The sequence below is a fragment of the Lachnospiraceae bacterium genome, from assembly GCA_022794035.1.
Taxonomy (GTDB): Bacteria; Bacillota; Clostridia; order Lachnospirales; family Bianqueaceae; genus CALWPV01.
This window is the reverse complement of the sequence record JAAWDX010000008.1, coordinates 1-21,988: the sequence shown is the minus strand read 5'-3', so window position 1 is coordinate 21,988 and position 21,988 is coordinate 1. Positions and strand designations below refer to the sequence as shown.

At 50.7% G+C, this 21,988-nt stretch carries 16 protein-coding genes; 15 read left to right on the top strand and 1 reads right to left on the bottom strand.

The window, feature by feature from the left end:
- Window positions 1-28: 28 nt before the first annotated feature.
- The 15 genes from HFE64_07590 to HFE64_07520 all read left to right on the top strand — a co-directional run bounded on the left by HFE64_07590 (window position 29) and on the right by HFE64_07520 (window position 21,771).
- Window positions 29-2,746, top strand: coding sequence for a galactokinase (locus HFE64_07590; GenBank protein MCI8633323.1), 2,718 nt, complete (start codon window positions 29-31; stop codon window positions 2,744-2,746).
- 50 nt (window positions 2,747-2,796) lie between these two features.
- Window positions 2,797-3,585, top strand: a complete 789-nt coding sequence (locus tag HFE64_07585) for a peptidylprolyl isomerase (GenBank protein ID MCI8633322.1) — start codon at window positions 2,797-2,799, stop codon at window positions 3,583-3,585.
- A 641-nt stretch (window positions 3,586-4,226) separates the two neighbouring features.
- Window positions 4,227-7,778: a pyruvate:ferredoxin (flavodoxin) oxidoreductase gene (gene nifJ, locus HFE64_07580; protein MCI8633321.1), complete on the top strand. Its 3,552-nt coding sequence runs from the start codon at window positions 4,227-4,229 to the stop codon at window positions 7,776-7,778.
- Between the two features lie 122 nt (window positions 7,779-7,900).
- Window positions 7,901-8,851: a N(4)-(beta-N-acetylglucosaminyl)-L-asparaginase gene (locus HFE64_07575; GenBank protein MCI8633320.1), complete on the top strand. Its 951-nt coding sequence runs from the start codon at window positions 7,901-7,903 to the stop codon at window positions 8,849-8,851.
- A complete protein-coding gene (locus HFE64_07570; protein ID MCI8633319.1) occupies window positions 8,814-9,557 on the top strand; it encodes a 5'-methylthioadenosine/adenosylhomocysteine nucleosidase in 744 nt (247 codons plus the stop codon). Before HFE64_07575 ends, HFE64_07570 begins: the two co-directional genes overlap by 38 nt.
- A 15-nt stretch (window positions 9,558-9,572) precedes the next feature.
- Window positions 9,573-10,586 (top strand): UDP-glucose 4-epimerase GalE, encoded by a 1,014-nt coding sequence (gene galE, locus HFE64_07565; protein ID MCI8633318.1) that lies wholly within the window; start codon window positions 9,573-9,575, stop codon window positions 10,584-10,586.
- Window positions 10,583-11,671: an undecaprenyldiphospho-muramoylpentapeptide beta-N-acetylglucosaminyltransferase gene (locus tag HFE64_07560; GenBank protein MCI8633317.1), complete on the top strand. Its 1,089-nt coding sequence runs from the start codon at window positions 10,583-10,585 to the stop codon at window positions 11,669-11,671. Before galE ends, HFE64_07560 begins: the two co-directional genes overlap by 4 nt.
- Window positions 11,672-11,678: 7 nt before the next feature.
- Window positions 11,679-12,377: a response regulator transcription factor gene (locus HFE64_07555; GenBank protein ID MCI8633316.1), complete on the top strand. Its 699-nt coding sequence runs from the start codon at window positions 11,679-11,681 to the stop codon at window positions 12,375-12,377.
- Between the two features lie 9 nt (window positions 12,378-12,386).
- Window positions 12,387-13,046, top strand: a complete 660-nt coding sequence (locus HFE64_07550) for a GHKL domain-containing protein (GenBank protein MCI8633315.1) — start codon at window positions 12,387-12,389, stop codon at window positions 13,044-13,046.
- 112 nt (window positions 13,047-13,158) lie between these two features.
- On the top strand, window positions 13,159-14,961 hold the full coding sequence (locus tag HFE64_07545) for an ABC transporter ATP-binding protein (protein ID MCI8633314.1): 1,803 nt from the start codon (window positions 13,159-13,161) through the stop codon (window positions 14,959-14,961).
- A gap of 14 nt (window positions 14,962-14,975) precedes the next feature.
- Window positions 14,976-16,877, top strand: a complete 1,902-nt coding sequence (locus tag HFE64_07540; protein MCI8633313.1) for an ABC transporter ATP-binding protein — start codon at window positions 14,976-14,978, stop codon at window positions 16,875-16,877.
- 105 nt (window positions 16,878-16,982) lie between these two features.
- The gene (locus HFE64_07535) at window positions 16,983-18,731 is read left to right on the top strand and encodes a Na/Pi cotransporter family protein (protein ID MCI8633312.1); all 1,749 of its coding nucleotides are present in this window, start codon (window positions 16,983-16,985) and stop codon (window positions 18,729-18,731) included.
- A 17-nt stretch (window positions 18,732-18,748) separates the two neighbouring features.
- Window positions 18,749-19,423: a response regulator transcription factor gene (locus tag HFE64_07530; protein MCI8633311.1), complete on the top strand. Its 675-nt coding sequence runs from the start codon at window positions 18,749-18,751 to the stop codon at window positions 19,421-19,423.
- Window positions 19,420-21,117, top strand: a complete 1,698-nt coding sequence (locus tag HFE64_07525) for a PAS domain S-box protein (protein ID MCI8633310.1) — start codon at window positions 19,420-19,422, stop codon at window positions 21,115-21,117. Before HFE64_07530 ends, HFE64_07525 begins: the two co-directional genes overlap by 4 nt.
- Before the next feature lie 57 nt (window positions 21,118-21,174).
- Complete coding sequence (locus HFE64_07520) at window positions 21,175-21,771, top strand: hypothetical protein (GenBank protein MCI8633309.1); 597 nt, start codon at window positions 21,175-21,177, stop codon at window positions 21,769-21,771.
- An 84-nt stretch (window positions 21,772-21,855) separates the two neighbouring features.
- On the opposite strand, the gene HFE64_07515 is transcribed toward HFE64_07520, so the two are convergent.
- Window positions 21,856-21,988 (bottom strand): DUF4368 domain-containing protein (locus HFE64_07515; GenBank protein ID MCI8633308.1); only part of this gene is annotated, 133 nt, incomplete at its 5' end.

The window sequence follows — 21,988 nt, the reverse complement described above, 5'->3', positions numbered from 1 at the left end:
CTGGAGGAAATAGAGAGGGAATGACGCTGTGAATCTGAAAAAAGAGTTTGAAAGGCTGTATGGCGCGGGGGAGCCGGCGGTTTATTATGCGCCGGGGCGCGTGAATCTGATTGGCGAGCATATTGATTATAACGGCGGACAGGTGTTTCCGTGCGCGCTGAGCTTTGGCACGTACGGCGCGGTGCGTCTGCGGAAGGATCGCCGCGTGCGGTTTGCGAGCCTGAATTTTCCGCAGCGGGCGGAGATTTCGCTGGATAATAATGAGTATGATGCGCGGGACGGATGGGCGAATTATCCGAAGGGCGTGATCAAGGAATTTCAGCTGCGCGGGCACCGGCTGCAGGGCATGGATATTTTGCTGCAGGGCGAAATTCCCAATGGGTCGGGGCTTTCTTCCTCGGCTTCGGTGGAGGTGCTGATCGCTACCATGCTCAATGATCTGTTTGGCACCGGTTATGATAAGGTGACGCTGGTGCAGCTCTGTCAGCATTCGGAAAATACGTTTAATGGTGTGAATTGCGGCATTATGGACCAGTTTGCCGTGGGGCTCGGGCGTGAGAGTCAGGCGATTTTGCTGGACTGCGCCACGCTGGCCTACCGTTATGCGCCGCTGAATATGGAGGGCGTTAGGCTGGTCATTGGCAATACAAAAAAGCGCAGGGGATTGGCGGACAGCAAATACAATGAGCGGCGCGCTGAGTGCGAGATGGCGCTGCGCGACCTGCAGAAGAAGCTGGATATTAAGGCGCTGTGCGATCTTACGCCGGCCGAATTTGAGGCGCATAAGCATTTGATCGTGGGGCAGGTGTCGCAGCGCAGAGCCGAGCATGCGGTATATGAAAATGAGCGCGTGCATGAGGCGGTCCGCGCCCTGGAAAAAGGCGATATGCTGCGCTTTGGGCAGCTGATGAACGAATCGCATGATTCGCTGCGCGATCTGTATGAGGTAACAGGGACGGAGCTTGATACGATGGTGGAGGAGGCGCGCCGCATCCCGGGCACGCTGGGAAGCCGGATGACGGGCGCAGGCTTTGGCGGCTGCACAGTGAGCCTTGTCAAGGAAGAGGATGTCGAGCGCTTCATCCGCGAGGTCGGAGAGGCCTATGAAGCGCGCACCGGACTTACACCGGAGTTCTATGTGGCGCAGGCCGGGCAGGGCGCCGGCCGCATCGATGAGCCAATTGAATTTCTGATCGAGGAGCTGCTGGCCTATGGGCTCGACAAAAAGCTCATCGAGCGGACAGATGCCGTCTATGTGCGCAATCAGCTGCTGGAGCTTCTCCGGCGGGAAGCGCCGTATGAGAAGACGGAGGGCGTACTGCCATGCCGAGAAGCATTTTCCGCCATGCGGAAACAGGTTCATGGGCATAGCCCTTACCCGGTTTTGAAAAAGATTTTGGATTATATGGTAGACCGGGGGCTGATCGCAGGAGAGAGTATTACACTGCGCGATCTGATGGATGCAAAGATCATGGGGCTTTTGACGCCGAGGCCGTCGGAGGTGCAGCATGAATTTGAGAGACTGCGGCAGGAGTCGCCGGAGCAGGCGTCCGAATATTTTTATCAGCTGTCGCGCGATAATCATTATGTGATGGAGGAGCGCGTCGCTAAAAACTTGTACTGGCAGACGCCGACGCCGTATGGCGATCTGGAGATTACGATCAATTTGTCTAAGCCGGAAAAGGATCCCAGAGAGATTGCCAAATTAAAGTTTATGAAGGCCTCTTCTTATCCTAAATGCCTGCTTTGCCCGGAGAATGTGGGCTATGCAGGGCGGCTGAACCATCCGGCTCGCCAGAATCTGCGCCAGCTTGCGCTGAATCTGCAGGCAGAGGAGTGGTACCTGCAGTATTCGCCGTATGTGTATTATCAGGAGCACTGCATTTTGCTGAAGGGCGAGCATGTGCCGATGAAGATTGAGGAAAAGACGTTCCGGAGGCTGATTCAGTTTATCGAGCTGCTGCCGCACTATTTTATGGGCTCCAATGCAGGGCTCCCGGTGGTGGGCGGTTCTATTTTGAATCATGAGCATTATCAGGGCGGGCATCATGTGTTTCCGATGGAAAAAGCCCGGGCGCGGCAGTTTTATCAGCATGCGGATTTCCCGGATGTATCCGTGAGCGTGATTAACTGGCAGATGTCCTGCATCCGCATGTCCGGAGCGGATAAGGAGGCGCTGATTGGCCTGGCGGCAAAGGTGCTGCACTTCTGGGAGCAGTATTCGGATGAACGCGTGGGCATTTTCGCAGAGACGGACGGACAGCCGCATAATGCGATTACGCCGATTGCAAGGTTTAATCAAAAGGGCGAGTATGAGCTGGATCTGGTGCTGCGCAACAACCTGACCACGGAGGAATATCCAGATGGCGTGTTCCATCCGCATCCGGAGCTGCATCATATTAAAAAAGAAAATATCGGCTTGATAGAGGTCATGGGACTGGCGGTGCTGCCGGGACGGCTGCAGAAGGAGCTGGAGCTGATTCAGGGCCTTTTGATGGGCGGCGACCTACAGGACCTGTCGGAGGAGGAAAAAGGCAGTTTGGAGAAGCATGCGGCATGGATTGACCGTATGCAGGAGCGGTACGGCTGCGTGAAAGAAGAAAAGAGAGTGAGAGAGATCCTGCAGCAGGAGGTCGGAGAGCTTTTTTCAAAGGTGCTGGAGGATGCAGGCGTTTATAAAAATACGCCGGAGGGTGTTGCGGCGTTTGACCGCTTTATGCTGACGGCTGGATTTTTAAGAAAATAATTTATAAATAATTTACACGGGAAAGGAAGAGGAGACCAATGAACAAGAAAATGAAAAGGGGCGCAGCACTGCTGCTGGCGCTGATCATGGGGCTGACCTGCCTGAGCGGCTGCGGAAGTAGCAATTATGACTACCAGTTCTCGAAGCCGGAAAAGGGAGACACGATTGCAATTATCAAAACAACAATGGGTGACATCAAAGTGAGATTTTTTGAAAAGGAAGCGCCGAAGGCAGTGGAAAACTTTGTGACTCATGCTCAAAACGGATACTATGACGGGGTTTCTTTTTTCCGCGTCATTGAAGATTTTATGATCCAGGGCGGCGATCCTACGAATACGGGCGCCGGCGGCGAGAGCATCTGGGGCGGCAATTTTGAAGATGAGATTGTGGAGTACCTGAGCCCGTACTACGGAGCGCTTTGCATGGCAAACCGCGGCGCTAATACAGGAACCAACGGCAGTCAGTTTTTCATTGTGACCTCTCAGGATAAGGATACGTCCATGCTGGAGGCCTGCAATGAGCAGGCGGCAAAGGCAGAGCGTGTCGATCAGGCTAAGGTGGATAAGTATAAGGAAGTGGGCGGCGCTATGTGGCTGGATGCACAGATCAGTGTTTTATATGAGAGCGCTTATGTGTATAAAAGCTCTACTCACACCGTATTCGGTCAGGTGCTGGAGGGCATGGAGGTAGCGGAGGCTATTTCCAAGGTTGCTACCTATAGCAAGACGGAGGAGCAGGATGCCTCCATCGATGAGCCGGGGCAGACAAAGGTGCGCGAGAATAAGCCGAGAGAAGATGTAATAATTACAAGTATTGAAATTACAACCTATGAGCCGTAAGGCTTGATAGACCGGGGAGCCCTGTTAAGCAGGGCTCCTTTTGTGTTTGGAAGGGGGCTTTTGCAGTTTTTGATTTTGTTTGCTTTGTTGGCCCTTGTTGCTTTGTTTGTTTTTGGGGCCTTGTTGGATTTGGCCTGCGCCGGGTCTAGCGTAAATCCTCCGAATGGTGTAGGGATTTCTGCTATTCTGCTGTCTTCCGCCACGTGTGGCTGAAAAGACTCAGCCACACGTGGGCAGTAAATGAATCATGACTGAGATTTTTCAGCCATAGATTGCTTCTTCAGCCACGGTTAGCATAAAAAATCGAGCTAAATCGTCTATTTCCGCCAGTGGCGGTGGAAAAGCGGCAAATAGAAAAGCAGCGTAACAGAAAAGCAGCAAACAGCGTAGCATAGGCAAGAAAAAAAGCGCTTAAATCAGGATGAAAAATGGTCCCGACCGTCGGCACTTTTTACCAGCGTAAATATTTTGTTTAGCTCTTTACATATTAGGGGAAAAGTGATAAAATCGAAGCTGGCCTTAGACTAATTTTATGTAATCATGCCAAACACATTTGTTTGTCTGAAATTTCATGCAAATGAATGGCTGATATTCAATGATGCGTTTTTACAAACGTAAAAATGAGGAAAGGGAGAATTACTATGGCAAGAAAAATGAAAACCATGGATGGTAATAATGCCGCGGCTCATGTGTCATACGCATTTACCGAGGTTGCGGGCATTTACCCGATTACCCCATCTAGCCCCATGGCCGACTATGTAGACCAGTGGTCTGCACAGGGCCTTAAAAACATTTTCGGTACTACCGTTAAGGTAGCCGAAATGCAGTCCGAAGCAGGTGCTTCCGGTACGGTGCACGGTTCTCTGGCAGCCGGCGCTTTAACGACTACTTATACCGCATCTCAGGGCTTGCTCCTGATGATCCCGAACATGTACAAAATTGCCGGCGAGCTGTTGCCGACCGTTTTCCATGTATCCGCCAGATGTGTGGCTTCCCACGCATTAAACATTTTCGGCGACCATTCTGACGTATATGCATGTCGTCAGACCGGTTTTGCTATGCTGGCAGAGACCAATCCGCAGGAGGTTATGGACTTAGGTGCCGTTGCGCATCTGGCAGCCATCAAGGGCCGCGTTCCGTTCATCAACTTCTTCGATGGCTTCCGCACCTCTCACGAGATTCAGAAGATCGAAGTTTGGGATTATGACGATCTGAAAGACATGGTGGATATGGATGCTGTTAAAGCATTCCGTAACCGCGCCCTCAATCCTGAACATCCGGTAATGCGCGGTTCTCATGAGAACGGCGATATCTTCTTCCAGCACCGCGAGGCCTGCAACCAGTACTACGAAGCAGTGCCCGGCATTGTAGAAGAATACATGAACAAAGTAAACGCCAAGCTTGGCACCGATTATAAGCTGTTCAACTATTACGGTGTACCGGATGCAGAGCGCGTAATCGTAGCAATGGGCTCCATCTGCGACGTAGCAGAAGAGGTTATTGATTACTTAACCGCCGCAGGCGAAAAAGTCGGACTGGTAAAGGTAAGACTGTATCGTCCGTTCTCTGCAGAAAAGCTGATCGAGGCCATTCCTGCTACCGCTAAGAAGATTGCGGTTCTGGATAGAACTAAAGAGCCCGGCGCATTGGGCGAGCCTCTGTACTTAGACGTTGTAACCGCACTGGCAACTCACGGCGTAACAGCTAAGGTTGTAGGCGGCCGTTATGGTCTGGGATCCAAAGACACGCCTCCGTCAAGCGTATTCGCTGTATATGAGGAGCTGAAGAAGGATCAGCCGAAGAACCAGTTTACAATTGGTATTCAGGATGATGTGACCAACCTGTCTTTGGAAGAGAAGCCCTCTCCCAATACGGCAGCAGAAGGCACGATCGAGTGCAAATTCTGGGGTCTGGGCGGCGACGGTACGGTAGGAGCAAATAAGAACTCCATCAAGATCATCGGCGACCATACCAACAAATACGTACAGGCATATTTCCAGTATGACTCTAAGAAGACCGGCGGTATCACCATTTCCCATCTGCGGTTTGGCGATAAGCCGATCAAGAGCCCTTACTATATTAACAAGGCTGACTTCGTTGCCTGCCATAATCCTTCCTATATTCTGAAGGGTTATAAGATGGTGAACGACGTTAAGCCCGGCGGAGTATTCCTGATTAACTGTCAGTGGACTCCCGAAGAGCTGAACAATCATCTGAATGCAGAGACCAAGCAGTATATTGCTAAGAACAACATTCAGCTGTATACCGTAAATGCGATCGATCTGGCAGAGCAGGTGGGCATGGGCAAGAGAACCAACACCATTCTGCAGGCTTCCTTCTTCGCATTGGCGAAGGTGCTTCCGATTGAAGAAGCCATTCAGTATATGAAGGATGCAGCTACCAAGTCCTACCTGAAGAAGGGCCAGGATGTGGTAGATAAGAACCATAAGGCAATTGACGCCGGTGTATCCGCATTTGTTAAGATCGATGTGCCTGCGGATTGGGCTAATGCAGTGGATACTGTAGAAGCTCCCAAGACACAGGGACCGGCTAAGCTGGTTAAGATGGTCGACAATATCCTGACGCCTGTTGGCAAGATGGATGGCGACTCTCTGCCGGTATCTGCCTTTATGGATCATGCAGACGGTACTTTCGAGCAGGGTGCTTCCGCCTATGAGAAGCGCGGCGTTGCCGTCAACGTTCCGGAGTGGAACAACGAAACATGTATCGGATGTAACAAGTGTGCATTTGTCTGCCCGCATGCTACCATTCGTCCTTATGCTTTGTCTGAGGAAGAGAAGGCAGCAGCTCCGGCTAATATCAAGATTGCGGCAAAAGAGAAGACTGTTGCTAAGAATGGGTATGCATATACCTTGGCAGTGTCTCCTATGGACTGTATGGGATGCGGCGTCTGCGTAGGCGTATGCCCCACCAAGTCTCTGACCATGGTGCCCCGCGAATCTCAGGATGCACAGCAGGCAGTATTTGATTACTGCGTAGCCAATGTTTCCGAGAAGCCGGAAGTTACCAAGACGATCAATGCGATCACCAGCCAGTACAAGCAGCCGCTGCTTGAGTTCTCCGGCTCCTGCGCAGGCTGTGCAGAGACCTCTTATGCACGTCTGATTACCCAGCTGTTCGGCGACAGAATGTATATTTCTAATGCAACCGGTTGCTCCTCTATCTGGGGCGGTCCTGCTGCAACCTCACCCTACACGGTGAATAAAGAAGGTCATGGTCCGGCTTGGGCGAACTCACTGTTTGAGGATAACGCTGAGCATGGCTATGGTATGTATCTGGGACAGAAAGCAATCAGAACCCGTCTAATCGAGGACGTAAAGGCCATTCTGGAAGCGGATCAGGCTACAGAGGAAGTCAAGGCTGCAGCTAAGGAATATTTAGATACCGTTAATGACGGTGAAAAGAATACGCCTGCTGCTAAGGCTTTGGTGGCTGCCATCGAGAAGCAGGGAGCTAATTGCGATCTGTGCAAAGATATCGTAGACAACAAAGAATATTTGGCTAAGAAGTCCGTATGGATCTTTGGTGGTGACGGATGGGCTTATGATATCGGCTTTGGCGGTGTTGACCATGTGCTGGCACAGGGCGAGGATGTAAACATCATGGTATTCGATACCGAGGTTTACTCCAATACCGGCGGTCAGGCCTCTAAGGCATCTCAGATCGGTCAGGTAGCTCAGTTTGCTGCTGCCGGTAAGGCCATTGCTAAGAAGAGCCTGGCTGAGATTGCGATGTCCTATGGCTATATCTATGTTGCTCAGATCGCGATGGGCGCTGATAACAACCAGACGCTGAAGGCAATCCGTGAGGCTGAGGCATATCCGGGTCCCTCTTTGATCATCGGCTATGCTCCTTGTGAGATGCACAGCATCAAGGGCGGTATGGTCAACTGCCAGGCTGAGATGAAGAAGGCTGTAGACTGCGGCTATTGGAACCTGTTCCGCTTCAATCCGGCTCTTAAGGCAGAGGGCAAGAATCCGTTCGTGATGGACAGCAAGGCGCCGACAACCAGCTATCAGGAATTCATCCTGAATGAGGCTCGTTATTCTGCGCTGACCCGTTCCTTCCCAGAGAGAGCACAGGAGCTGTTCGAGAAGGCAGAAGAGAATGCAGCCGCTCGCTATGAGCATCTGCAGCGCCTGAGCGACCTGTATGCTCCGAATGAGAACTAAGCTAAACGGAAATACTAGAATAAAAGAACGCTAAGCTTCGCTTAGATGATAAGGGAGACTCTTTGCGAGAGTCTCCCTTATGTTTCACTAGCGTTAAAGCGCTTCGGAAATGGAGAATTACTATGTGGGGAATGATTGCAACCTGGCGGATGGCCCTGGAGGGGATCACCGCAGGCGCAGAGCTTTTAGAAAACGGAAAAAATGCAGGAGATGCCATTGAAACGGCCATTCGGGCCGTAGAGGACTTTCCTTTTTATAAATCAGTAGGCTACGGCGGTCTGCCTAATGAAGAGATGCAGGTAGAGCTGGACAGCGCTTATATGGACGGCGATACATTGGATATTGGAGCGGTGGCAGCAATCAAGGATTATGCCAATCCGATTTCCATCGCAAGAAGGCTCAGTTATGAAAAAGTCAACAACGTTCTGGTGGCGGCAGGAGCAGAAAAGTTTGCCCATAAGGAAGGGTTTGAACGAAAGAATATGCTGACGGACCGGGCCAGAATTTATTATAATAGACGTGTACAGGAAAACAGAGAGCAGGAAATTAAGCCCTACAGCGGTCATGATACAGTGGGGATGGTCTGCTTGGATCAAAACGGCAAGATGACGGCCGCCACTTCCACCAGTGGACTTTTTATGAAGCGCGCCGGACGAGTAGGCGATTCGCCGATCAGCGGCAGCGGCTTTTATGTGGACAGTCAGGTCGGGGGCGCAAGCGCGACAGGCCTAGGAGAGGATCTGATGAAGGGCTGCATCTCTTATGAGATTGTGCGGCTGATGGAAGAAGGCCTGCATCCGCAGGAGGCCTGCGAGAGAGCCGTTGCCAGACTGGATGAAAAGCTGAAAAAGCGCAGAGGCAAGGCAGGCGATCTTTCGGTAGTGGCTCTGGATGCGCAGGGGCGCTGGGGCGTGGCCACCAATATCAGCGGTTTTTCCTTTGCGGTTGTGACAGAAAAAGAGAAGCCTCAGGTCTATCTAACCAAACAGCAAGGCGGCCGCTGCATACATGAAATTGCCAGTCAGGAGTGGCTGGATGAGTACATGCGCAGCCGCACAGCGCCGCTGGAATAAGGACGGGAGGAACGAGATGATAGGAATTATCACGGCGACCGAGGAAGAATATGAGGCGCTGGGAAAAAGCTTAGCGCATGCAGCGGTTTGTCTGGAAGCATGCGGAATGACATTTTTAAAGGGAAGCCTGGACGGCCGTGAGGTTGTGGGCGTGCAGGCCGGCATTGGCAAGGTGAATGCGGCCGTGTGCACGCAGCTTCTCATCGAGCGCTTCCATCCGCAGGTAATCATCAATGTGGGGGTAGCCGGCGCGCTGAATGAAGCGCTGCATGTCGGCGATATCGTGATCTCACAGGCAGCCGCGCAGCATGATTTTGATACGACCTTCTTTGGGGACGCACCCGGTTTTGTGTCGGGGCCTGATCAAATCTATTTTCAGGCGGATGAGAAGCTCATTCAGGCAGCGCAGCGGGCAGCAGAGGAGCTGGCCATTCCGGCGCACTGCGGCTGCATTGTGACGGGAGATCAGTTTGTAGCAGATCCGGATAAAAAGAAATGGCTTGTGCAGCAATTTGCAGGCGATTGCACCGAGATGGAGGGCGGAGCGGTAGCGCAGACCTGCACATTAAATAAAGTGCCTTTTGTGATCATCAGAGCCATCAGTGACGGAGCGAGCGATGAAGCGCCCATGCAGTATGAGGAGTTCGTCAATTTTGCCGCTGCGCGGGCTATGCATATGATCCAAACAATGATGAAATATTTTTAAAGGAGGAGCAGGCAGATGATTTTAGTGACCGGAGGAGCCGGATATATCGGCAGCCATACCTGTGTAGAGCTTTTGAATGCCGGATACGATGTGGCAGTGGTGGATAACCTGTATAATTCCAGCGAAAAGGCGCTGGAGCGTGTGGAGAAGATCACGGGCCGCAGCGTGAAGTTTTATCAGGCGGATCTTCTGGATGAAGCGGCGCTAAACGCTATTTTTGACGAGGAGAAGATCGAGAGCGTAATTCATTTTGCTGGACTGAAGGCGGTGGGCGAATCGGTGGCAAAGCCGCTGGAGTATTATCAGAATAACATCACAGGCACAATTAACCTGTGCAATGCCATGCGCACGCACGGCGTGAAGAACCTGATTTTTAGCTCCTCTGCCACCGTGTACGGCGAGCAGAAGGTGATGCCGATTACGGAGGAGATGCCCAAGCAGCCGGCGACGAATCCGTACGGCTGGACAAAATGGATGATCGAAGAGATTTTGAAGGGCGTGCATACGGCGGATCCGGAGTGGAATATCATTCTGCTGCGTTATTTTAATCCGATCGGTGCGCACAAGAGCGGCCTGATCGGCGAGGACCCGCAGGGCATTCCGAATAATTTGGTGCCCTATGTGGCACAGGTGGCTGTAGGCATTCGGCCCTATGTGCAGGTGTATGGCGACGATTATGATACGCCGGACGGCACGGGCGTACGCGATTATATTCATGTGCTGGATCTGGCAAGGGGCCATTTGAAAGCGCTGGAGAAGCTGGAGGAAAGGCCGGGAGTTGAAGTGTACAATTTGGGCACCGGCAAGGGCTACAGCGTGTTTGATGTGATTCATGCCTATGAGAAGGCCTGCGGCAAGGAGCTGCCCTATCAGGTGGTGGGGCGCCGGGCTGGTGATATTGCCTTCTGTTACGGTGACGCCTCTAAGGCGGAGCGGGAGCTTGGCTGGAAGGCGCAGTACAGCATTGAGGATATGTGTGCGGATTCGTGGCGCTGGCAGTCACAGAACCCGAATGGTTATGTAGAATGAAGAAAAAGAGAGATCAAAAGCTGATTTTTATGACCGGCGGCGGAACGGCCGGCCATGTCAATCCGAATCTGGCGCTGGCAGAGCCGCTGCAGAAGGCGGGCTATCAGGTGGAGTATCTGGGCCAGAAAAATGAAATTGAGTATCAGCTGGCGGTGGCGGCCGGTCTTCCCTTTCATCAGGTGGCGTCCGGGCGGCTGCACCGCAGCCTGAATCCGGACACGCTGCGTACGCCGTTTCGAGTGATCAAGGGCATTGTGCAGGCCATTCGCATCATCCGCAAACGGCGCCCGGCGCTTATTTTCTGCAAGGGTGGCTTTGCCAGCCTCCCGGCTGCTGTAGCCGGAAGGCTCACGCATACCAAGGTAATTCTGCATGAGTCTGACCTGACGCCCGGACTGGCCAACAAGCTGTGTGCACCGTTTGCCAACCGGATCTGCACCACCTTTGAAGAAACAATGAAGCATCTGCCGGAGGGCAAAACCGTGTTCACCGGCACGCCGATCCGCTCGGCGCTCGCAAACGGAAGCCGCGAGCGGGGCTTTGCGCTTACCGGTCTGAACCCGCAGGGGAATCCTGTGCTGCTGGTCATCGGCGGCAGTCAGGGGGCCGGCGCACTCAACGATGTGGTGCATGATCATCTGCAGGAGCTGCTGCAGAGCTACCAGATTGTGCATCTGTACGGCGGCGAGCAGAGCGGCTTCGAGGTCCAAGAAGCAGACGGCTACTTTGCGCTGGCCTACGCCAAGGACGAGCTGCCGGACCTGTACGCCATGACCGATGTCGTGCTCAGCCGCGCCGGAGCCAACTCCATCAACGAGCTTTTGCTTTTAAAGCTGCCCAACATTCTGGTGCCGCTGCCCCTTACGGTCAGCCGCGGCGATCAGATCTTAAACGCAGAGCATTTCAAAGAAAAGGGCTTTAGCTACGTGCTGCCGCAGGAGGAGCTCACCATAGAAAGTCTGCAGCAGGCGCTCTCTTATGTGCAGGCGCACCGCGCAGAGTATCAGGCCGCCATGGGCGGAAAGGCTGCTAAAAACGGAACGGCCGAGGTGCTGCGTGTGATTTTAGAAACGGTGCAGAGCTGAGGGCAGTATGTACAAGATTGCCATATGTGATGATGTAGCAGCCGCCGGTGCCTATGTGCAGGAGCTGGTGATTCAGTGGACGCGCAGCGTGCTAAAGGAGCCGGTAGAAATCGAGGTATATACCTCGGCAGAAGCATTTTTATTTCATTATGAAGAGGATCGTTCCTGTCAGATCCTGCTGTTGGATATTGAGATGCCAGAAATGGACGGTGTGGCGCTGGCACGCCGTATCCGTAAGGATAACCGGGGCATACAGATTGTTTTTATCACTGGATATACAGATTATATCGCTGATGGCTATGAAGTGGAGGCGCTGCATTATCTGTTAAAGCCGGTGGATCAGAAAAAACTGTTTGAGGTGCTCAGTCGGGCGGTGTGGAAGCTGCAGCAGGAGGAAAAGGGACTCATTTTGAGTACGGCGGAGGGCACAGTGCGTCTGCCCTATTATGAAATCCGGTATTTAGAAGTACAGAAGAATTATGTCACGGTGCATGCGGACCGGGAATGGACCGTTAAAAAAACGCTGTCGGAGCTGGAGGAGCAGCTGAGCAGCAGCTTTTTTAGGACAAGCCGTTCCTTTATTGTGAATTTGAAATATATACGGCAGATCGATAGGCGCGAGGTACTGCTCAGCGACGGGAGCCGGATTCCGCTTTCCAAGGCGTACTATGAGGCCTTGAACCGTGCCATGATCGATTATTTTTGAGGAAAAGCAATGGGATTACTGTCAAAAATTGTGCATAAACGGTTGAGTACCTATCAAAGAAGCCTGATGGAAACACATTATCAGGAAGTGGAAACCATGTATCAGGAGATACGCGGCTGGCGGCATGACTATAAAAATCACATTCAGGTGCTGAAAAGCTATGCAGACTCTGGGAACTTACCGGCTCTGCAGCAGTATCTGGCGGAGCTGGGCGAAAATCTGGACCAGGTCAAGACCGTGATCAAAACGGGAAATGCCATGACCGATGCCATTTTAAACAGCAAAATTTCGCTTGCCAGATCGAAGCAGATCGAGGTCATCGTCGATGCACATATCCCGCTGGCGCTTACCACATCGGAGGTAGACCTGTGCATTATGATTGGCAATCTGTTTGATAATGCAATTGAAGCGAGTCTGCAGCTGCCGGAGGAAAAGAGAATGATCCGCGTATATATGGACATGAAAAATACGCAGCTGTATATGTGCTTTACCAATTTGACGGCCTCTGTTAAAAGAAGAAAAGAAAACGGCCGTTTTCGTACGACTAAAGGAGAAGGACATGGCTTTGGCCTGATTCGGGTGGATGATATTGTACGCAAATATCATGGCTATCTGATGCGGGCCAGTGAGGACGGAGCCTTTACGACTGAAATTTTGTTGCCACAGTAAAGAAAGTTTATCCCCCGAAAGATATATTTCATCCCCAGATACTGTATAAACACGCTCTCTTGTTGTAAAATAGGCCTATCAAAGGAAATTTTACGATGAGGGGGCGTATTTTATGGCAGTTAAAAAGGCAAGGCCAAGCTATACGATGTGGCAAAACAGCCTGTATATGATCCGTTTAGCCTGGCAAAATGAGAAAAGCGTGATAGGAGTTGGCATCATCGAGGCCGTCATTGCAGTGGGACTGGGACTGGTCAATTTACTGGTAACCCCTGCTATTTTACATGCGGTGCAGACAAGGGCATCCTTTGCCGCATTGCTGGGCATCATCGGCCTGTTTGTAGTGCTTCTGATGCTGCTTCATGCTGGGCAGCAGTATATCAATGCGACGATACTCTATCCACGGATTACGCTGCGGACTATTTTGATTGGCAAAGTACTGGCCAAAAGGACAAAAACCTCTTATCCAAACCTGGGAACTCCAGAATTTAAAGTGCTGGAGGAGAGATCCAATAAAGCAATGGAATCCAATCAGGCACCCACAGAAGCAATCTGGACAACCCTTACGAAGCTGCTGCAGAATGTTCTCGGATTTATCATTTATTTGCTATTCCTGTCACAGGTGAATCTATTTTTAGTTGCTGTGATTATTTTGACAGCAGGGATTGGATATTTTGTAAATCACTATGTAAATGAATATCATTATCATCATCGTGAGGAGATAGCAAAGCATTCAAAAAAGCTTTGGTACATCAAGGAAACAGCCGGCGATACGGCAAGCGCTAAAGATATTCGGATTTTTGGACTTAGATCTTGGCTGGAAGAGGTTCGTGATAAGGCAATGAACGCTTATGATGCCTATTATCAAAAGCTAGCTGCTGTGTATCTGATTGGCAATATTACGGATCTTTTGATGGTCCTCTTAAGAAATGGACTTGCGTATTTATATTTAATTGGTCTTGTACTCAATAAAGCAATTTCCCCGGCGGAATTTTTACTGTATTTTACGGCGGTACAAGGCTTTAGTACATGGGTTTCCGGCATTTTAGAGAGTATGAGCACGCTGCATCAGCAGAGCTTAGAAATCTGCAGTGTAAGAGAGCTGCAGGAGTATCCAGAGCCATTTTTACTAGAAGAGGGGGAACATCTGATCATAGAGCCAGAAAAAGCCTATGAAATTTGTTTGGAGGATGTGTCTTTTCGCTATCCGGGAGCTGAAAAGGATACGCTTTCCCATATCAATTTAACACTGAGCCCGGGAGAAAAGCTGGCGATCGTGGGACTTAACGGCGCCGGAAAAACAACGCTGGTTAAGATTTTATGCGGCTTTTTAGATCCGACAGAGGGCCGGGTGCTGCTGAATGGAAAGGATATCCGCTTACTGAACAGGCGGGATTACTATCAAATGTTTTCCGCCGTATTTCAGCAGTTTTCTGTGCTGGCCGCTACCATTGCAGAAAATGTGACGCAAAGCAAATTGGAAATGGATATGGAGCGGGTGCAGCGCAGTATTGCCAGCGCAGGCTTAACAGAAAAGGTGGAGAGCCTTCCGGAAGGATATCAGACATTTTTAGAAAAAAGCGTTTATCAGGATGCAATCATGCTCTCGGGCGGAGAGATGCAGAGACTTATGCTGGCAAGAGCCCTGTATAAGGATGCGCCCATGATCATTTTAGATGAACCCACAGCGGCGCTTGATCCGCTGGCAGAGGAAGATATCTATCAGAGATATCATGAAATGACGCTTGGCAAATCATCGGTCTATATTTCACATCGCCTGGCCTCAACAAGGTTTTGCGATCGTATTATTCTGCTGCAGGATGGAAAGATTAGGGAAGAAGGCACACATGCGCAGCTGCTAGCACAGGACGGTATGTATGCAGCGTTATTTAATGTGCAAAGCGAATATTACAAGTAAGGGGGGAGAAAAGAATGAGTGAGCAGGAGAAAAAATTCTCATGGAGAGAATCCTTTAGGGTAAATTTTCGCGGATTCAAATTTTTATGTAAACGGTTTCCTAAAATGATGCTGCTGAGCATAAGCTCTGTATTTGTTAAAGCGCTGATGCCATATATAGAGATTTACTTGTCGGCACAGATCATCGGAGAATTAGCCGGAGCATGCAGACCAGAGGTTTTAAGGCATATGGTCTGTATCCTATTGGCGGTCACGCTGCTGCTTGGAGCAGTTCGCAGCGTTTTGCTCCGTTACCATGAAGCAGAGAAGCAATCTCGTTTTATGAAATTGGGCAGCATTTTGGATGAAAAGCTGCTGCGGATGGATTATATGGAGCTTGACAAAGCAGAAACGAAGGAACGGATAACGAAAATCGAACAAGCTGCAAGGAGTGCGTCTTGGGGGATCTATCACGCAGCCGGGAATATAGAGAGCGTTTTAGAAGCGTTTTGCACGGTTTTGGGAGCGGTTTTATTAACGGCTAGCTTGTTCACCAGCCCGATCCCGGAGACAGCAGGTGGGCTTGTCATCTTGAACCATCCGCTTTTTTTGCTGGGGCTTTTAACGGTTTTGCTGCTGATTATTTATATTGGTCCGAGGCTGGCTGCGAAGGCAGACTATTTTTGGGTAGAACATGTGAATGATCATGTGCTGGGGAACCTGTTGTTTAGTTTTTATAGCGCTCTTCCTTATGATCGGGAAAAGGCGATGGATATACGGATCTACCGGCAGGATCGGATGTGCGAGGAATATATACAAAAGGGTGTAAAAACAGGAGCTTTTGGTTCGCAAGGCTTGTTTGCGCAGTATGCAAAGAAAACAGGCGGTTTTTATATGGCCGCTTCGGGGATGCTGTCGGTACTGTGCACCGGAATTCTGTATCTGTATGTTTGCGCCAAGGCATGGGCGGGAGCTTTTGGCGCTGGCGCGGTGACGCAGTATATTGCAGCGGCCACAACACTGGCGAAAGGGCTTTCGCAAATGGTTGGCCAGATAGAGGATATGCGCAACAATGCGCCGTTTTTGAAGCAGCTGTTTGAGTTTTTGGATATCCCGAATGGAATGTACAAGGGGTCGCTGAGTGTGGAAAAGCGGATGGATCAAAAATATGAGATTGAGTTTCGCGATGTGGGATTTTGCTATCCGGGCAGCAAGACATGGGCGCTGCGGCATGTTTCCTTTAAGTTCCATGTGGGGGAGAGGCTGGCTGTTGTGGGGGAAAATGGCAGCGGGAAGACGACGTTTATTAAGCTGCTGTGCCGGCTGTATGATCCTACGGAGGGCGAGATTTTGCTCAATGGAATCCGGATTGATAAGTATAATTATGCAGAGTATATGAATCTCTTTTCGGTTGTGTTTCAGGATTTTAAGCTGTTCGCACTGCCGGTGGGTGAAAATGTGGCTTCTGGCTGCGCTGTGGACCGCGTGCGTGCAGAGGACTGTTTGGTGCGTGCAGGATTTGGTGAGCGACTTCAGGAGCTTCCGCAGGGGCTGGATACCTGCCTTTATAAGGAAACGGATGCGGCAGGCGTGGATGTGTCAGGCGGCGAGGCGCAGAAGATTGCGCTGGCACGTGCGCTGTATAAAGAGGCACCGTTTATTATTTTAGATGAGCCCACGGCGGCGCTGGATCCGGTGGCAGAGTCGGAAATTTATACCAGATTCAATGAGATTGTAGGGGATCATACAGCTATTTATATCAGTCATCGTCTGTCCTCCTGCCGCTTTTGCGATCAGATTGCGGTGTTTGACAGGGGGAGCATTGTAGAATCCGGCAGTCATGACCGGCTGGTAGGAAACGAGAAGGGGAAATATCATGCGCTGTGGATGGCACAGGCGCAGTATTACGCAGAGGAAGGTATTGAAATAGAGCTTTAAGGGCAGACTTTACATAGATTTTACAGAAACCTGATAACAGATTTGATGTAGATTTGGTATTTTGAATGGGTAAAAATCAGGTGTGAGGGCAAAGGAGCAAAATCTATGGATATCTTTCAGGTATTGTCGCTGCTGGGCGGGTTAAGTCTGTTTTTATTTGGTATGAATATTATGGGGCAGTCGCTGGAGCGCAGAGCCGGCGGCCGGCTTCGGGCTCTGATTGGGCGGCTTACCACCGGCAGGGTGGCAGGGCTTTTGACAGGGCTGGGTGTGACAGCAGTGATTCAGAGCTCATCGGCCACAACGGTCATGGTGGTGGGATTTGTTAATTCCGGTCTCATGACGCTGAAGCAGGCCATCAATGTCATCATGGGGGCTAATATCGGCACGACGGTAACGGCATGGGTACTCAGCCTAGCTGGCATTGAGAGCAGCAATGTTTTCGTGAAGCTGCTGAAGCCTTCTTCCTTTACGCCGGTGCTGGCCCTCATAGGGATCATATGCTATATGTTTTGCAAAAGCTCCAAGAAGAAGGATACGGGGCTGATCCTGCTTGGCTTTGCGACGCTGATGTTTGGCATGGAGACGATGTCGGGGGCTGTGGCAGGGCTTAGCAGCCTGCCGGCATTTCAAAACCTGTTTATTTTATTTCAAAACCCCATTTTGGGTGTGCTTGCCGGAGCGGTTTTAACGGCCGTGATTCAGTCAAGCTCCGCCTCTGTAGGCATTTTGCAGGCGCTGGCGATCACGGGGCAGGTATCGTATGGAGCGGCCATTCCGATTATTATGGGCCAAAATATCGGCACCTGCGTTACAGCGATGATTTCCTCTGTAGGCGCCAATAAAAATGCAAAACGAGCGGCCATGGTGCATCTATTATTTAACATGATAGGCACGGCGGTATGGCTAACGGTGTTTTGGCTTATAAAAGGAGTCCTTTCACCGGCACTGCTGGAAGCGCCGGCATCGCTGCTGGGGATTGCTGTATCTCATTCGATTTTTAACCTCTTATGTACACTGCTGCTTCTGCCAATGACGGGAGTTTTGGAAAGGCTGGTGAAATTTCTGCTTCCTGACAATCCGCAGCAGGGGGCGGAGGCTAAAGAGGAGCTGGACGAGAGGCTTTTTGCTACGCCGTCTATTGCGTTGGAACGCGGGCAGGAGGTCGCTGCAAAGCTGGCAGAAACGGCGGCAGCCGCACTGAAGGAAGGGCTTGCATCGTTAGAGAATGATGCAGAAGGCTTAGCAGAATCGATCCGCAAAAGGGAAGACCTGACAGATCATTATGAAGATATATTAGGCACGTATTTAGTGCACCTGAGTACGCGGCGCATTAGTGAAAGCGATAGCCGCCAGGCGGCAAAGCTGCTGAAAATTATCGGAGATTTTGAGCGGATTGCAGACCATGGCGTGAATCTTTTAGAGTCGGCAGAGGAGCTTAAAAATAAGGAGATGCGTCTGACGGCGGAGGCAGCAGAGCAGTATCATGTGATGGCTTCAGCGGTGCAGGAAATTTTGGATCTTTCGCTCACGGCCTTTTTAGAAAATGATTTAAAAACAGCGGCCAAGGTAGAGCCGCTGGAGCAGGTGATCGACCGGTTAAAAGAAAAGCTGAGAAGCAGTCATATAAAACGGCTGCAGGAGGGACGGTGCTCGATCGGGGCAGGGTTTGTCTGGTCGGACATCCTTACCAATCTGGAGCGAACGGCAGATCATTGTTCTAATATTGCAGGCTGTATTATGGACATAGCGCAAAATAATATGAATATCCATGAGTCGCTGCGGGATTTTCGGAAAGATCCGGTAGAATTTCAAAGCAAATTTGAGGAATATATGATAAAATACAGGCTGTGAGAAAGGATGTGGCATGTATGATATTTTGTGTAGAGGATGATACCGCGATTCGTGAGCTGATGATTTATGCGCTGAGCTCGGCCGGACTGGAGGCAAAAGGCTTTGCCGACGGCGCCGCATTTTTTGAGGCGATGAAGGAAGAAAAGCCGGAGCTGGTTATGCTGGATATTATGCTGCCGGGCGAGGATGGCATTACCATTTTAAGAAAACTGAGGAGCCATATAGAAACGGCATATATCCCGGTGATCATGGCGACGGCAAAGGGAACGGAATATGATACGGTGTTTGCACTGGATCTTGGCGCAGATGATTATCTGGCAAAGCCCTTTGGCATGCTGGAGATGGTTTCCCGGGTAAAGGCGCTGCTGCGCAGGATGCGGCAGACCGGCAGTAGAGGGCTGCTCTGTGCTGGCCAGATACAGATGAATACAGCAGATCACACGGTATTTATATATGGAAAGCGCATCACCCTTACGCTGAAGGAATACGAACTGCTGCAGCTATTTATGGAAAACCCGGGAAAGGTGTTTACCCGGGATCAGCTTTTGGACCGGATTTGGGCCCCTGACTATACAGGAGAAACCAGAACGGTGGATGTGCATATCGGTACGCTGCGGACAAAGCTGGGAGAATTGGGAGCCTATATAGAAACCGTTCGCGGCGTAGGCTACCGTATGGAGGCGAAGGCATGACGAAGCGAATATTTCGTACGATTTTTGTGGTGGCCATAGGTGTTTTTCTGGCCTCCTTTTTGCTTTTTATGACGATTCTTTATGATTACTATTCTGGTGTGCAGCAGGACCAGCTGCAGATTCAGACGGAGCTGGCCGCGCAGGGAGTAGAGCACGAGGGGGCTGCCTATTTAGAGGGGCTCAGCGTGAAGGACTGCCGGATTACGTGGATCGGCGCAGAAGGCAGCGTTTTGTATGACAGTATTTCTAAGGCTGGGGAGATGGAAAACCATCTTGAGCGGGAGGAAGTAAAGGAAGCCTTGACAGACGGACACGGAAGCAGCTCGCGGTATTCTTCTACATTGACAGAGCGTTATTTTTACTGCGCCAAGCGGCTGACGGACGGCACAGTGATTCGGTTGTCGGCGGTGCAAAATACGCTGCTGGTTCTCACGATTGGCATGCTGCAGCCCATCTGCATCATTTTTGTGGCGGCTGTTGCCGTGTCGATGATTTTGGCTGCCCGGTTAGCTAAAAAGCTGGTAAAGCCTTTTAACGAAATCAATCTGGAAAGGCCTATGGAAAATGAAGGCTATGACGAGCTGTCGCCGCTTCTTGGACGCATTGATCTGCAGCAGAAGGAAATCAGACGGCAAAAGCAGGAGCTGATTCAGAAAAAAAATGAGCTGGATGTGCTGATCTCTTCTATGAAGGAGGGGCTCATTTTGATGAGCCAGAGCGGAACCATACTCAGTATCAATCAGGCAGCAGCAGATTTGTTTGGCATCGATACGCTTAATGTAGGCAGAAATCTTTTGACGGTTAGCCAGAATGAAGAGCTTGAAATGCTGATCGATAAGGCTAAAAAGGGTGAGTATGCAGAAACCGTGATGGATCTTGGAAAAGGCAGGTATCAGGTGGGCGCCAGTCCGGTTATCCTGAGAGATACGCTGTCCGGCATTGTCTTGCTGCTTTTGGATATTACGGAAAAGGAGAAGGCCGAGCAGCTGCGCAGAGAATTTACAGCAAATGTCTCGCATGAGCTTAAAACGCCGCTGCATACGATTTTGGGCAGTGCAGAGCTGATGATGGGCGGCCTGGTAAGGCAGGAGGATACGGCCGCCTTTGCCCGCAGGATCTATACGGAATCGCAGCGCATGATTCAGCTGGTGGAAGATATTATTAAACTATCGCATCTGGATGAAGGCGCGGAGGATATGAAATGGGAGATGGTCGATCTTGCAGCATTAGCAAAGCAGACCATAAGCTCCTTGGAAGAAGAAGCAAAAAAGAGAAAGGTAACGCTGAGCCTTGAAGCAGCGCCGGCAGCGGTATATGGTATACGGCAGCTCTTGCAGGAGATTTTGTATAATCTCTGTGATAATGCGATTAAATATAATCATCCGGGAGGCTTTGCTGTCATTCAGTTAAGGAAAGAAAAGGACTTTACTGTGCTTTCAGTTTCAGACAGTGGGATAGGAATCCCGCCGGAGCACCAGGAACGGGTTTTTGAGCGGTTTTACCGCGTGGACAAGAGCCATTCTAAGGAGATCGGCGGAACGGGACTGGGGCTTTCGATCGTCAAGCATGCGGCGCGGCTGCATGGGGCGGAAATTGACCTTTGCAGCCGCCCGGGGAAGGGCACAACGATTAGGGTGCGGTTTCTCAAAAAGGAAGGAGAGCCCATGAAGCAAAATATAGTAAAAAAAGATTGACGGTCTGGAGAATTTTCGGTATGCTACAGAAAACGCAAAGAAAAGGGGAATCAAGCAGTGCCGAAAATTGTTTTTAAAGGAATTACGAAAGCGGATGATCCCGTACTTTTAGAAGTGAAGGAAAGGCCGCAGGGTGCCAAAGAGCTTAGGGTTTCGGAGCATTATATGTGGACATCCCTGGTTTTCGCACTGCCCTGTATGCTGCTCTGTCTTGCGCTTCTTTTTGTAAAAAAAGAGATGATGCAGGACTTCCCGATGATTCGCCCGATGATTCCGCTGGGAATTCTCCTGGGAATTGCCTGCTGCCTGCTCCATGAGCTGCTGCATGCCGTTTTGCAGCCGAAGGAAGCGACGGCCTATATTGGCTTCATACCGAGTCAGTTCATGTTCTACATGAAGTGCAAGGAGCCTATCTCCAAAAAGCGATTTATTGCCATGGCGCTGCTTCCGATGATTTTGGGAGTGATCCCGCTGATTGCGTTTTTGGTTTCGGAGAATCAGACGCTCAACGCCATTTTTTGGCCCATGGCCATGATTGGGCTCGTATCGCCGGCGCCTGATTATCTGAATGTGTATCATATTATAAGGCAGGTGCCGACAGGGGCTTACATTCAGGATGCGCCGCAGGGCATGTACTGTTTTATCCCCAATTAGGTGTAAAAACTCTGCTCGATGGCGGGCGGCGGCGTACAAAAACTCTATATGGTGTTGTTAAGAGAACCGTCCCGGCGGGACAGGTCAGGCAGTGACCTGTTCCACCTCCGGGATGGGTTTGAGATTAAAATGAATTTCGATAGAAATGTGTCTTGTTTTATTTTCGTCAATGCGCTCATGCACGACGATTTCTTTGATTAAGCGGTTGAGGGTGGCT